The 14443-nt window shown below is 39.1% G+C and carries 10 protein-coding genes and 1 pseudogene; 2 read left to right on the top strand and 9 right to left on the bottom strand.

The genetic code is table 11. The features are described from left to right. The first annotated feature begins 866 nt into the window (after window positions 1-866). Window positions 867-2183, top strand: coding sequence for an MBL fold metallo-hydrolase (locus ACWYVB_RS13860; protein WP_318119359.1), 1317 nt, complete (start codon window positions 867-869; stop codon window positions 2181-2183). A 239-nt stretch (window positions 2184-2422) separates the two neighbouring features. Further along, complete coding sequence (locus tag ACWYVB_RS13855; protein WP_318119358.1) at window positions 2423-3430, top strand: sugar transferase; 1008 nt, start codon at window positions 2423-2425, stop codon at window positions 3428-3430. A 115-nt stretch (window positions 3431-3545) separates the two neighbouring features. On the opposite strand, the gene ACWYVB_RS13850 is transcribed toward ACWYVB_RS13855, so the two are convergent. The 9 genes and pseudogenes from ACWYVB_RS13850 to ACWYVB_RS13810 form a co-directional block, all read right to left on the bottom strand. Continuing rightward, the gene (locus ACWYVB_RS13850; RefSeq protein ID WP_074191960.1) at window positions 3546-4310 is read right to left on the bottom strand and encodes a glycosyltransferase family 2 protein; all 765 of its coding nucleotides are present in this window, start codon (window positions 4308-4310) and stop codon (window positions 3546-3548) included. A 100-nt stretch (window positions 4311-4410) separates the two neighbouring features. Further along, window positions 4411-5553, bottom strand: coding sequence for a polysaccharide pyruvyl transferase family protein (locus ACWYVB_RS13845; protein WP_318119357.1), 1143 nt, complete (start codon window positions 5551-5553; stop codon window positions 4411-4413). After that, entirely contained in the window at window positions 5553-6359 is an 807-nt protein-coding gene (locus tag ACWYVB_RS13840) for a nitroreductase family protein (protein ID WP_165616009.1), read from the bottom strand. Before ACWYVB_RS13840 ends, ACWYVB_RS13845 begins: the two co-directional genes overlap by 1 nt. A gap of 266 nt (window positions 6360-6625) precedes the next feature. After that, complete coding sequence (locus ACWYVB_RS13835; RefSeq protein WP_318119356.1) at window positions 6626-7936, bottom strand: flippase; 1311 nt, start codon at window positions 7934-7936, stop codon at window positions 6626-6628. A gap of 13 nt (window positions 7937-7949) precedes the next feature. Then, entirely contained in the window at window positions 7950-8762 is an 813-nt protein-coding gene (locus tag ACWYVB_RS13830; protein WP_318119355.1) for a glycosyltransferase, read from the bottom strand. Between the two features lie 2 nt (window positions 8763-8764). Continuing rightward, complete coding sequence (locus tag ACWYVB_RS13825) at window positions 8765-9601, bottom strand: glycosyltransferase (protein WP_301659478.1); 837 nt, start codon at window positions 9599-9601, stop codon at window positions 8765-8767. An 11-nt stretch (window positions 9602-9612) separates the two neighbouring features. Beyond that, a complete protein-coding gene (locus ACWYVB_RS13820) occupies window positions 9613-10920 on the bottom strand; it encodes a hypothetical protein (RefSeq protein WP_318119354.1) in 1308 nt (435 codons plus the stop codon). Further along, window positions 10913-11815, bottom strand: coding sequence for a Wzz/FepE/Etk N-terminal domain-containing protein (locus tag ACWYVB_RS13815; RefSeq protein WP_074191953.1), 903 nt, complete (start codon window positions 11813-11815; stop codon window positions 10913-10915). Before ACWYVB_RS13815 ends, ACWYVB_RS13820 begins: the two co-directional genes overlap by 8 nt. A 62-nt stretch (window positions 11816-11877) precedes the next feature. Continuing rightward, window positions 11878-14328: pseudogene (locus tag ACWYVB_RS13810) on the bottom strand (SLBB domain-containing protein); the annotation flags it as partial. Window positions 14329-14443: the final 115 nt, after the last annotated feature.

Genomic DNA, 14443 nt, shown 5'->3' with positions numbered 1-14443 from the left:
CTTCAATGTAGAAATTGGTAGAAATCGTGCTCTCGGTCAAGCCTTATTCCACAAGGGGTTTTCATGATCTTGCCCTGCCTAGTATTTGGTTTTGATAGGTATGAGAAATGGAGATTTAAATTGTAACCTATGCCTAACCAACATTTGCTCGCCACTTTGTTAGCTTTGAGCGTCCCTCTGACAAAAGGGAATTACATAAATTTGTAATAGTTCTCGTTTTTTATAAATCAATCTTGCCAGAAATGCACTTAGGTGCTTATTATTATTGAAAATTCTTTAGTTTGACCTCTTTCTTTTATTAGGAAGGAGGCTTCAACGGTGATTTGGGCACGCTACCGCCCCTAGGTCTGGCTCCTAGAAGCAAGTTTTTGCACGTAATGTGAACGGTTGCATTTCCAAACAGGAGACGAATTGTATAGTAAACACGTTGCAACTAAAAGTAGAACGTGTAAAAAGCTTACAAAAAAATGTCTTTTTTCTGACACTTATACCGTCATAAATGTGGCGTGTTTTATAAAATTATAATTATCAAACACCCACTTTACGCAGCGAGCACTAAACAGCCAGTGACGCTGATTCCAAAAGCTTAAATAAAAATAGTTGCAATAATATGAATTGCATCACAAGCGGTTGCAATGAAACGTAGTCAAATTTATGACGAATATCTAAGTCTCTCTAAACTTTCAGTTTTGCCATTTTCTTTCTCCTATTTTGCTTGCCTACAATACGCTCACTTATTCACTACCTGCCTGCTTACCCTGACTACTGAGCGATTTACCAAATCACTGCCAAATAGTGAGGTTTGGCTATGTGTAAAATAGATATTCACAAGCGTAAGCTAGCAAAGGTAAAAGCGTCGTTTTGTTATGAAAGTACTGCACCACGGTGGGAAAAATACGGTTACTGGCTCTTGCCACGAGCTCGTGTTACAAAATGGAAGTGTGCTGATCGACTGTGGTTTGCTACAAGGCCAAGACAATACTCAGCAGCAGAGTTTGGGTATCGACTTTTCTATCGCTCATCTCAAAGCGGTAGTGCTAACTCATTCTCATATCGATCATATTGGTAGGCTGCCCTGGCTATTAGCAGCTGGCTATAAGGGCCCTATCTACTGTACGGAAGCCACCGCTGAGCTCGTGCCGCTTATGTTAGAAGATGGTTTAAAGCTCCAATTGGGTATGCGACGTCATCAAAGAGAGAAAGTGCTCGATTTTATTCGAGCGCTTATTCGTCCTTGTCCTTACTCAGTGTGGGTAGAAATAGAAGAGAGTACTTCTCTGCGCTTTCAACCTGCTGGGCACATTTTAGGCTCAGCATATGTTGAATTTCATTTATCAAACCAGGAGGCTGTTGTTTTCTCTGGGGATTTGGGACCTCGCAACACACCTCTCCTACCGGATCCATTATCACCGGAAAAAGCTGACTACCTGTTTATCGAGTCGACTTACGGCAATAAAATTCACGAGGATGTAGAGTCTCGCAGCAGGAGATTACTTTCTATTATTGAGCACGCCCTTGGGGATGGTGGCGTAATTGTGATACCAGCTTTTAGTGTCGGGAGAACCCAAGAGTTACTCTTTGATATAGAGCAGCTTATACATGAGCACGCTTTGCAAGATTCACTGCCTATTATTCTCGACTCTCCTTTGGCTAAAAAGGTGACCAATACCTATCGCCATTTTAAAAAACTTTGGGGATCTGAAGCGAAAGAGCGACTCGATCATCATCGACACCCGCTCGCGTTTGACCAATGCATTACGATCGAAAGCCACGCAGACCATTTACGGCTCGTTAACCGTCTCGCAAGTACATCAGAAGCCGCTATCGTGGTTGCAGCCTCCGGAATGTGTGAAGGTGGCCGTGTCGTCAATTATTTGGAAGCTTTACTGCCAGATAAAAGAAATGATTTGCTATTTGCAGGCTATCAAGCAGAAGGGACGTTAGGTCGGCGTATCCAGGATGGAGAAGAAAGTGTATTGATTGAAGGTAAGCGCGTGAAAGTGAAAGCTCAAGTTCATACGATGTCAGGCTACTCTGCGCATGCCGATATGAACGACTTAATACAATTTGTAACTGCCATTCCTGCTCCTCCTAAAGAGGTTCACCTTATACATGGTGAGGAAGGTTCGAAAAAAGCGCTTTATCAAAAACTCATCAACCTCGGATATAGCTGCGTAATATAGTGAATTAGATAATCATTTAATTTAGAGGCAACATAATATATCGCAAACATAGTTTGTCGAATTCATTGATATAGTTACGTCAAGATTCAAAAACAAGCCATAAGTAAGGACTCAGGTTCAAGAAAATTAACAAAGTTACAAGCATGTTCTGGATTAAGGGATATAATTTCTATACGAATTAAATTATAATCGCCGACTTGTAAGCAATTGGCTAGTCGAAAACAACTTATTCCATTCCTATGACAGACAGTATGAGCGACACGCTTCAAGAACGAGAAGCTTCTGAATTAACTAAAAATAATTCTATCAGCATAACATCAGCATTGGACGAGTTATCCGCAAGTGAAACAGACGCTTGCCTTTATATCTACTGTCCGAAAGAAGACGAAGCAAAGATTGCTCAAGTACTTAAGAGACATCCTGAGATCAACGCTCAGGTAAACAACTATGCGCTCAGGGAGTTTAAGAGTAAAACTCTTTGTCACTTCAAAAGCTCAAATTTGAGTGTAGAACAGCAGGCTTTTTTGGTTGCAGCTACAGAGCTTGGAGCTTGGGTCGAACCTCTAGTCAGCTACTTTGACCGCTCTTTAGGCTACACAGAAACTGAGCTCTTGCATAGTGGCTACTTCTTACACCAAAAAGCTTTTTCTATCCTCTCTAATCGTAAGAACAGCTGGCAAAAGCGCTTCATCGATCTCTTGTTTGTTTTTATGCTATCGTGGGTTGCTATCCCAGTAGGGCTTATTACGGCACTGCTCATTAAGCTTGAGTCACCAGGCCCGGTATTCTTTAAGCAGCGTCGTACTGGCCAATATAATGAAGAGTTTGAAGTGATCAAGTTTCGCTCTATGCGAAACGATGCGGAAAAGAACGGTGCCCAATGGGCGACCAAAGGCGACACCCGTGTGACGAGAGTCGGCTGTTTTATTCGTAAAACTCGTATAGATGAACTCCCTCAGTTGATCAATGTTCTAAAGGGAGAGATGTCGATGGTTGGCCCTCGCCCAGAACGCGAAGTGTTCATCTCTGAATTGGAAAAAGCAATTCCTTATTACCGCTTTCGTCATGCAGTGAAACCTGGGGTAACTGGTCTAGCTCAAGTTAAATACCCTTATGGCGCATCGGTAGAAGATGCTATTTGGAAGCATAAATACGATATCTACTACATCAAACACCAAAACTGGATTATGGAAGTGAAAATTCTATTCCTAACAGTAAAAACGGTCTTGTTCGGTATGGGACGTTAAACAAGAAGTATCACAATACGTTTTTAAGTAACTGTAGATAAAAAGAGCAGCCCCTTTACGGGATCTGCTCTTTTTACGTTTATAGCACTGTAGTGAAGAGTTAAAAGGAACGAGACTAAAACTTGCGCTTCGCTCTATGCTTGATTGTTCCTTTTACAGCATACACAGAAAATGTTAGTAAGCTTTTAGGGAAACTCAAACCCACTACATCTCTATAGAACTTCCATTGATATGACAAAACACTAAGCTTATTCGCTGTCATACCAGTATCCATTCGATACTTGGCTAATGTTTTGGGCAAACAATAAGCTTTAGGAGTATCTTTTAATATCTCCAACCATAAGCCCATATCTTGCCGCTTACGAATCAGTGGCATATAACGTTTACCTAAAGTCTGAGCATCATAAACTGCTGTCAGGCATCCAATAACATTACTGTATAATAACTTTTTATACGTAGTGGAATCAGGTGCAGTCACAACGCTAATTTCTTCTTCGCTATTAAAGCGACTGTAGTGCGTATATGTTAGAGCGTAATTATTATTTAACATGAACGCGATTTGCTCTGACAATTTATCTTCTGTCCATAAATCATCAGAATCCAAAAATGCAATAAATCGGCCTTGAGCCTTTTCTATGGCTAAATTTCGGCTTGCGCCAGCGCCTCGGTTCATGTCATTTTGGAAGATATGAATGTTAGGATATTGCTCAGAAAAACGTTTGAGTATTGTCCATGTACCATCTGTAGACTTGTCATCAACAACTATAATTTCCCAATTTGTATAAGTTTGGGATATAACGCTTTTGATGCTCTCTGCAATCGTACCTTCTGAGTTATAGGACGGCATGATGACAGAAACAAGAGGTTGAGTATTTGGCATAATACAGACTACTTAAGGACCTATTCGACTTGCTTTAAGTTGATTGACGAGATTTAAGTCCCCCCAAACAACGCGATTATTAGCTTGGAGGGGCTATAAGTTATTTAATTCGATTGAAGATTTCTGCCCACATTTGCTCTGTCTGAGCTTTGTACTCTGCAATTTTGGTATTGTAGGTTTCTTCTTCTACTGTTGAGATAGATAATCTTAATGCTTCCTTCAGTTCTTCTTTCGACCACTCTGGCTTCGCTAAGAAGTCGGCACGATTGTACTCGTCAAAAAGGCTCTCGTATTTATGGCTCCAGCTAGTACCTACACAAGGGATGCCCTGGGTTAACGCACTAACACAGCCATGAAATCGAGAACAAATAATGCCTCGGCTTGAGCCAATCAAACCTTTCACTTTTAAAGGGTTGGTCTCTTGAATAATTTCAATCGAATGAGGTGTTGCCGCTTTCACTTTTTCACACAGCTCACCATCGTGCTTGCCTTCATGGTTCAACAGTACTGGCACGTAGCCTAGCTCAAGAATGTTTTCAGCAGATTCTACTAAGAAGTCTAGGTAACGTGATTTCCAAGTAGTATTGTTATTGCGCTCGTTTACCATATTGTAGTTAGGGATGATAAACACGGTATTGTTATACTTCGCGTAATCTTCTTCGAGTTCACCTTTCACTAGGTTAGTGAAGTCAGGAGCAATTTTTAACTTTGATGTATCCTCAAGGTAAGGTCGAATGCCATCAAAACTGCTCTGCTCACGAGCAAAAATCAATGCAGCCTTGCTAAAGCCATCTTTTACTGCCACTTGTTTCTCTGGATCAGCAAACGGACCTAGTGCTTGAGGCATGAAAATGAATGTTTTGTTGTGTTTTGCTAGTCGCTTAACTTCTTTAGCTACTGCCTCTAAATGCTTAGTCGGCCATTGATCACCATAAGCAAAACCAGATGCATCCAGCACTACATCCACATCCGCTTCCGTCACAATACCCCAATTGGTTTTTAGCCACTTTCTAATTTTTGTCGGTAGGTGGTAAGACAACTCGTTTAAGTCTAAAAAACGCTTTTTCAAAGACAGCTTCTGATAAGCGTTGACCTCAGCACGCGCTTTATATGGCGAGTTACCATTAGGTGCCAAAACAATCTCTGCACTAGGATCAAACTCATTCAATTTTTGAATAACAGCGTGCAACATAAGCTCCGCGCCTTTGTTAACAAATTGAACACCTTTAATTTCAACGATCATTATTTCACTACCTTTATTAAATCTGAGTTGTCTTTTTTGTGAGAGAACGGGATAAAACCTTCAGGATCTGCATAACCTACTGACATCAGCATAACCGTACGTTCGTGAGACTCCAAACCTAGCAGTTTTTCAAGTCTCTTTTCACGGTCCTCTACATCTGGCCAGTTGATCATACAAGAGCTTAGCTCCATAGTTTCCAGTGCCAACGCAAATTGCATTGCTACCAATGAGCCATCAATATAAATAACATGGCGGTCTCGCTCTGCTGGGTATGCTGAAAGATCTCCAACGATAGCAATAATCATTGGGAAGTTATGCCCAAAACCAACAGTTCCCATAGCGCTATCGGCAACTTTATTCACCATGTCTTTGTCGGTTACAACATGAAACTTAAATGGTTGGCGGTTACAAGCAGAAGGCGCTTGCTTTGCAATTGTCATTGCTCGCTCAATCTTTTCTATTTCAACCGCCTGCTCAAGGTACCAGCGGGTCGAGCGGCGTTGTCTAAACAATTTTTCTAGCTGCTCTGTCGTAATTTCTGAAACTTCACTCGCGTTTTTCGCATACGGAACTGAACGCATAGTTAGCTCATCTAGAGATTGAACGTTCTCTAAGCACGCGAAGTAATCAACTTTTGCTTTCTCAATATCATTGTCTTTACCCGCAATTTCGAAGAAATGGCTAAGTACGCTCACACACCAATCCAACTCTTCTTTCTTAAGTTGTTGGTTGTTGCAAGCGACAACAAAAGCGTCAACGGTTTCTTGAATGTAACGAGTAGCAAATACATCCCTTCTCGGGCGCATAATCAAGCCCTTTTCAAGACGGTGTACATTTCGTCTTAAAAGAACTCGACTGTCCTTGGCTTTGGCGTTGTCATCATAGTATTTCAAACTACCTTTCAAAACCGATTGGTGCTCTCTGTAAAACCTAGTACTGAAGAACGTGTAATATAGAGAAGAGGTAAATCTGGTTTTTGACATTGTACGGATCAAACCTGCTCTTGTATTTTCAATGAACGTCTTAATGCGATTTTTGGTATTTTTACTCAGAAGCTTCAATAACAGGCTTTTCATTTAAATTTCCTAATACAGTATGTTGCAGGCATAAGTACAGATTTAGTCATAATTAATGCCATAATTTGTGTCTTTGGATGTAGCCAAAGAACGAAATAACTCGCGCTAGCATATGAAATGAGCGTAGCAATAGCAGCACCTTCCCCTCCAAATTTAGGAATAAGGAAGTAGTTGAGTACAATGTTAACAATTGCTGCGATACCATGAGTAAACAAAGAAAATTTTAGTAACCCTTCAGCAATGAGCCATTTGCTCAATAAAGCGCGCATAAAGATAAAACAACCAGCCCAAATATGAATAGTCAGAATTGGCGCAGCTGGAGCATAAGGTTCTCCAAAAGCAAACGGAACAAGCCACCCGCCCAACAGTGATACGGCAATAGCAATTATTATGGCCATCCAAAGTAACACGCCACATAGCTGTTCAAGCTGGAAATTATAGCTTTCTCTGTTTCCTCGAGCTTTAAGCAGTTTAGGGAAGAAAGAAGTTGTTAGAGCTAGTGGAAAAAAATACCAAACTTCAGACAAACGAGCGGCAACAGAGTAAACACCTAACTCTGTTGCTCCTACCATTTGGCCGATCATTAGCTGATCTATTTTAAGATAAACAACGGACATAAACCCAGATAAAACTAGCCATTTCGATTGGTCTAGTAAAGAAAATGCATACGTCTTATTCCAAGAAAAATGTTTAAGTGTGATAACTTCAGAAAAGTGTTTATTGTAGTAAATATAACTAGATACATACAATACACCACGTATAATTAGCTCAACAAAAAACACCCAAATAAAGAAGCTAAGATCAGCCTTCAACAAAATCCCAACTAACTTAGCTGCACTTGAAATTATTAGTGTGGTGACTCGAATAAAGACAATATATTTGGATGCCACCTCAGCTTGAAAATAAAATTCAATAACATATAAGGCGGATGAAATATTTATAACTGCGGCTACAATCAACCATTTAGGATCGACGAGTTCAATCGAACTCTGCCAAATCAAAATACCAACCACAGCGATCGTTGCCCCAACTAATCCTCCGATTAACCGCAATAAGAAGGATGAGCACAATACTTCGTATTGGCTTCGACCGTTTACAATTTCACGAGTAACAAGTGCGTTGAGGCCAAGAGAAGTAAAAGGAGCTAAAAGGGCTAAAAAAGAAACTATAAAGTTGTATTGCCCAAATTGTTCCGGAGCTAAATATCTCGCTAGAAAAATATTTATTAAAAAGGTAATGGCTAAAGTTATTATTCTCTCACTAAATAACCAAGCTGTATTTCTCAATGCTTTTTTTGTTGAGTTCATTATTCTAAATCACTTAATAGACTTGATCATTGTAAAAATAGCCTTTATAAATATCTCGTAAGGCTAAAGCCTTATTATATCGTATCTTTTTAAATGACTTTATAAAAAATGCAACGTTGAGAACCAGGCTCAAACTACCAAATATCTCTCGAAAGGCGATGCCTCTAGCTATCATCTCATTGCTACTTTTTATTTCCTTACCTGATGACTCTAATGGATGTCGAGTTATCACCTCCGGAACATAGCCTAGCTTACATCCAGATTTACTCAATCGGTTCAAAAATACTGGTTCATCACAAAGAGGGTATTTAGCACCAGCCCCAAGGTTTTCAGGAAAAGTAATATGGGGCTTTTCTAATAAAACAGAAGCTTTAACTGCAATCTCAATCGTTCCGACTTTCAAGATGGAAATATTATTATGCTTAAATTCTTTATCTGCATAGTTTTTGATCAGCCTGTTTCCTGTTAGGTCTGACACTGAGAAAGTCAACACTTCGTAATCATTTTTCGCAAAAGCCTGAACAACCCTCTCGTAAGCGAATTCCTCTAACTCGACATCATCGTCAAGGAAGAACACATAACTTGCGTCGTTTGGGATGTGCTTTATCGCTAGATTTCTGCTTTTTGTAACACCCGTTTCATCTGAAAATACAGAAAACACATCGCTACGCTGTGAGATTTTCTTGAGAAATTCATCTTGAGTAGACTTTGAGGTGCACTGGGAAACGACAATGTAAGACACTTCTTCCCTCTGCTTCAAAAAGATGTCAGGAACGTTGAGCAACCGATCACCATAAGCAGCAACTAAAAATATAACCTTTTCCATTTTTATTTTCTCAAATTTCGCTGCTTCAAGAAAAGTGAAAGTGCAGACTTGTAGTTATCACGAGAAATCAATCGAGCCATAGTCAAAAGAGGGAGAGTTTCTCCTGTCACCTTGTATCTCATGATTTCCATTGATTTTTTATGATCGGCATTCATTTTGTTTTGATGCTTTTCGAAAAACAGTTCAAAACCTCTCGTTTTACGATTACTCGAACTTGAGATTCTCTCTCCCGCATGTTCCGTATTTAGGTAATAGTTGTATTTATCAGTTTTGTAACCTTTACCAAATCGATCTACAAGTCTTACCCAAGTGTCGTAATCTTGAAATGCTGGCATCGCTTCATCAAAGCCGCCAATAGCCTTGAGCTTAGAAACGCTGGTTAGCATCTGGTTTCCAACCAAATTTTGATACATTAGGTTATTCAGATCAAACTCACCCTGCTCAAATCCAAATTTTCGATGAATTTCTCTGTCGATGGTAACTTCAATAATGTTTGCACAAACTAGAGAATACTTGTCCTCATACACACCGACTAAATCGTCTACACGGGATGCTCCAAAGTAATCATCATCATCCATACCTGTAATCAACTCACCCGATGCAGCGTTCAATGCAACATTTCGAGAGTAGCAAGCTCCTTTCCCTTCATCGTTTCTGAAGTATTTTAATGGATAAGTTGTTTGCATCTGTTTAATAACATCTTGGGTGTCGTCTGTTGACGCATCATCTACTACGATAACTTCGATGTTTTCGTAAGTTTGGTTATAAGCAGATTCAATTGCTCGTTTGAGCAGTTGACTCCGATTATGAGTAACAATATAAATAGTCACTAATTTCATATTCAACTCTATTATTTATTTTTACTAATTAGTTTTTCTGCTCTTTCGAGCTCTGCCAACTTATAAATACATAGTATTAGAAATACGATCCAAGCAAAGTGAGTGCTAAGATACTCAGAGCGATAAGTAGAAGCAATTAAAAGATGAAACGTTAATAGGCCACCAAGAAAGTACTTTACAGAGGTAAAACCATATTTAAAGCAAGGATAGAATAATGACATAAAGAAAGTAAAGATCATAAGAACGCCGATTGCTCCACTTTCCCAAAACATGTCTAAAATATAGTTATTGGTGATCCTAAATAAATAGTCTTCACTTTTCATTCCAAACTCATCAAGAACAGACATTGTACCAAGTCCGTGCCCAAAGATAAGTTGAGTATAGTTTGACTCTGTTATTAATTGAACAAAAGATATCATAAATTGGCTACGAGAAGACCCACCAGAAGCTTCTGTCGACATCTTATAATAGATAAATTCAATTAAAATAGTACCTACATATATTAGAAGCAACACCAATACCATTACAATAACAAGTATGAAAAAGTGACTTATCCTTGTTTTACCAGTTAGAGCTGTTTTTAGAAAAGTAAATACGAATACAAAGCCTAGTAATAAGACAAAGTTTACATATGCACCACCAGAGAAAGAGAGTATTACAATGCCAAATGACAGCAACAACAATACTAATCTTGAGAAGCTATGTCTTACCAAAAAAGTGATAAGAATCAATGACTCCATTAGGATAGGCGATAAATAGTTTGGCTCTTCAGCGATCGAAGTTACGCGAGAAGGAAACACCGCCCTCAAAGCTGCAGGGACGCCATGCATCCAGTCTCGTGTTTCAATAAAGAATGGGATACCCAAGAACTTACCAATTACTTGCCAGTAACCAAGAGCGATAAAAGCCAGTACACTTAACAAGGCTAATTTCATAAATTTCTTTAAGGAAGACTCTGCTGCATTCGAGATCCAAAGAAGAAAGATAATAACATTCAGCATAAGAGAAAAAAATGTAAACATCCTGCCTATGATTACTGTTCTCAAATACTCCGCTACCAAGTAATCTCGACTAATTAATATACTAAAAAGTGAGATAATAAAAACGGAAGAAAATGAAAGGCAAACGAATACAGGGTATTTTTCAAAACTAACTGTTCTTGAATTAATTAAGTAGTATGAAAATGCTAATAATGAGGAAAGGAATAAGATAACTAAAAAAATTTTATTCCATTGTGTCACTGACAAAGGTGCAAAGAGAGCAAAGAGGCACATATGTGCCTCTAATAGCTTTTTCGGTGCTAGATCTATGCTATGCATGTTTTCTTTTTACTGCAATTCTAATTAATGCAATGAATATAGAAAGAATACCACCAATCAATGTACCTAAGACGCAAATTATTGCCCGGCTAGGACTATCCTTTTCTTCTGGTACTACTGGAGGATCAATCACTTCAAATATATATTGATCTTGAGCTTCAGCTAGCATTAATTTTTTAGTCTGTTCTTCAATAAGCTGATAAAAAACATTTTGCATTTCAGAGAGGTTAGTCAACTTCAGCTGCTTATCCAAATATTCAATATTCTTCTTAGCTTGGTTAATATCTTTATTCTTCATCCATTCATTTAGATCAGAGATCAACCAAGTCAACCATTGCTCTGCTAGATCTGGAGACTGATTTGTTAATGAAATAATCGTAGCGCCACTTACTTTATTGGAGTCAATTGATAACAATTCGTTAAAGAACTTAATTGCTTCAAGCTTAGTTGGCTTTGGCAACTTTCCTTCACTGACTGAACGAGTCCAAACGCCTGTTGATTCATCGTATATTTCTGGATCAATAACGATTCGTTTTGCAGATGCATCCCAGCTATCAATTGCCATTAATGGAATTAAGATGTCACGTCGTTCGATAAAAGATCCTAAAAAAGCTCTCGAACGCAATGCTTCCAATGCGATCGCTTGTTTTGAGCTTTCCTGCCCACCAAAACCCGCTAATGCAGCTAAACCACCTAACTGCCCCATTGCGGAACTTGTAGAGTTATCAGTAACAGGGAACAACACTGCTTCAGATTTATAGATGTTTGGTTTTGAAATAGCAAACAACACCGATGCAACTGCAAAAGTAAATGTAATTGAAATAATCAACCACTTTTGTTTCCAGAGCAATCGAACTAGTTCACTAATATCCACTTCAAATTGATTTTTTTCCATTATACCAAAGGGGAGATTACTCCCCCCCGTCTCTCAATTTTATTCTTTGATCTAATTATTTATTACTTGAGTGCGTTAATCGCTACACCTGTTTGATATAGGATCTGTGTCGCAGCAGTCCAAGTACTTAGTGCATCTCTGTAATCGGTGTCAATTGGAACAACGATCGTATCACCAGGCTTCAATTCCTGCTTGTCATTACCAAACCAGTAGCCAGAACTTGGCTTATACACTGAGCCATCTGCACGTACTACGAAAATACGATCTTCATCAGCTTGTTTCTTAACACCACCAGCTTTGTTTATGTAATCATCTACATCTAAACGATTATCAAGTAAGTATGTTATGCTGACTTGAACTTCTCCCATAATAGAGACCGTATTGCGGAATGTTGGTATAAATAGAAAGTCGCCATCCTCGAGCACAAAATCAGCAGATTTATCCTTAGCTATGATTCTGTCAAGCTGTACAACCATTCTTCCGAGAGCCTTATTTTTGCTCGCCTCTTCAACGAACTTCAGTGTTTTATCTGGGTCAGAGATAACTGAACCAATATTGCTATCTGCACGGAAAGTTTTCTTAGCAGTTTCAGCTCTTATATCTGCTGCATATTGATCTAATAACTTCTGTTCTTGTAAACGCAATGCCTCTCGAGTAAAAATAGCTCCTTGAGGATGTGCATATTGAGTAAGACCACCAGCTCTAGCTAACAGACTACCCAAAGTTTCACCTTGGCTAACGGTATAGGTCCCAGGAAAACGAACTTCACCTTGCAGTACAACTGTACTTTGCAAATTAACATTAGGCTTTTCTAGAATATTAAGTCTATCTCTACCTACAACTTTTACATCACTAGAAACGTCACCTTGGATAGCGCTTCGAAGATCAATTCTTTCTACTGATATAGAAGCACTTTCATCTAGATCGTTTACAATACTTCTTGCTAGCTCTGCATTGATAGTAAATGCGTTATATGTCAAACCACCTGCTGCTGCAATTAAGTCAGATACTTTCATTGTTTGAGTGATTGGGTATCGGCCTGGATGCTTTACTTCACCAAAAACTTCAGCTATTTGCGGTGCTAACCCTAACCGTGATTGTTGCTGCAATTGCAACAAAATAGGTGCTAACAACGTTCTGCGAGTATTCATTTTGATCTTTTCAAAATCTTCTTGAGTAATTTCTTTACCTCTAAAGATGATCTTAGGTAACGGTTCTCTTGATTGAAGATTATTCTTACCGTTGGGATTAGCGTTGTTTGTGTTGTCTTTATTAAGAATGTTGTTTTGGTTAGAGCCAATCGTAACTGACGAGCTCACCTGTTCTTGCTCTTTTTGTTGCTCAAGCTCTGCTTTCTCTTGAGCTTGCTCTAGTGTCTTGGCTTTATTTACTACTTCATTCTCAACAACAGCATCAAGATCTTCGTTGTTGAATCTGTTGAAGACTAAAACTCGATCTCGAGAATTTAATGTAATATTGTCGGAACTATTTGGTGATAAAATAGCGTTTGCAAGGTTTAGCTGGAGTACTTTAATATCGCGCTGTGGGTTAATTTCTCTAACGACAACTGCGTAGTTGATATCTGCTGTAGAGTTAAAAGCCGTATCAACCGAACGGAACAAATCTGCAACCTTTAGGCCAGACTTCCATTCTACAAAGCCAGGGTGTTTAACATCACCTTCTATTTGTACATAGCGAGTTAGTTCCTCGCTTTTTTTATGCACATTAACTTCATCACCATCTTTTGCTTGAATTTTGCGTTGAGAGGGAATTGAAAAGTCAAGAGAGAGAACCTCTCTATTACCTTTTGACTCATACCTTCTTACTTCAACTTGCTCAGAATATGCATTTGCAGTAAAGCCGCCTGCATATTTAATAGCTTGTTCGTAAGATTCACCTGGTTTGATCTCATAAATTGCTGGGCGATTAACTTCACCATCAATACTGACCGTGTTGCCAACAGAGCCGATAAATACGACATCGCCAGACATTAAACGTACATCTCGACTTGAGTCACCTTTCAAGAGTAAGTCATACATATCTAACTGACTGATAACTCGACCATCTCGCTTCAACTTAATATTTCGCAAAGCACCGCTTTCACCAAAGCCACCACTGTAGTAAATAGCTTGTGATATCGTAGTCAAAGCGCTAACCGTGTAAGCCCCGGGTTTGTATGCATCGCCCATCACAAATACTTGCATAGTCCTCATTTCCCCTAAGGAAATATCACTACGTACCCCGATGATTTGCTCTTCGACTCTTTTGCTTAGTGACGCGCGCATCTCTGAGAAACTCATACCTGCAACGCTCACAGGCCCTAAAGACGGAAAATTAATTATGCCAGCTCGGTTAACTCTCAAACGATGAGTAACATTATCTTTACCGAATAATTGAACAATAATCTCATCACCTGCCCCAATATTATAATCTGCGGGTACTGGAACATCACTAATAGGTGCAAATGTAGTTGGCGAACCTGCGAATAACTCTAACCCGAAACGTTTTAGCTCTTCGTCGTCTGGATTTTTACCAAATTCTTTTTCCATTGCTGTAGAAAATGCTGAACTTTCTTCCGCTCTAGGTTTAATTACATCAGGTTGTTGAAATGAACTAGGTTGAGAAGAA

This window comes from Vibrio sp. JZG10 (genome assembly GCF_054064075.1).
Note: the sequence above shows the minus strand (reverse complement) of the source record. Positions and strands in the feature narration are given on the sequence as shown.

Bases quoted from the DNA above. Each gene is read 5' to 3' on its own strand.
- ACWYVB_RS13860 (WP_318119359.1), top strand. From the start codon at position 867: ATGAAAGTACTGCACCACGGTGGGAAAAATACGGTTACTGGCTCTTGC.
- ACWYVB_RS13855 (WP_318119358.1), top strand. From the start codon at position 2,423: ATGACAGACAGTATGAGCGACACGCTTCAAGAACGAGAAGCTTCTGAA.
- ACWYVB_RS13850 (WP_074191960.1), bottom strand. From the start codon at position 4,310: ATGCCAAATACTCAACCTCTTGTTTCTGTCATCATGCCGTCCTATAAC.
- ACWYVB_RS13845 (WP_318119357.1), bottom strand. From the start codon at position 5,553: ATGATCGTTGAAATTAAAGGTGTTCAATTTGTTAACAAAGGCGCGGAG.
- ACWYVB_RS13840 (WP_165616009.1), bottom strand. From the start codon at position 6,359: ATGCGCCCGAGAAGGGATGTATTTGCTACTCGTTACATTCAAGAAACC.
- ACWYVB_RS13835 (WP_318119356.1), bottom strand. From the start codon at position 7,936: ATGAACTCAACAAAAAAAGCATTGAGAAATACAGCTTGGTTATTTAGT.
- ACWYVB_RS13830 (WP_318119355.1), bottom strand. From the start codon at position 8,762: ATGGAAAAGGTTATATTTTTAGTTGCTGCTTATGGTGATCGGTTGCTC.
- ACWYVB_RS13825 (WP_301659478.1), bottom strand. From the start codon at position 9,601: ATGAAATTAGTGACTATTTATATTGTTACTCATAATCGGAGTCAACTG.
- ACWYVB_RS13820 (WP_318119354.1), bottom strand. From the start codon at position 10,920: ATGCATAGCATAGATCTAGCACCGAAAAAGCTATTAGAGGCACATATG.
- ACWYVB_RS13815 (WP_074191953.1), bottom strand. From the start codon at position 11,815: ATGGAAAAAAATCAATTTGAAGTGGATATTAGTGAACTAGTTCGATTG.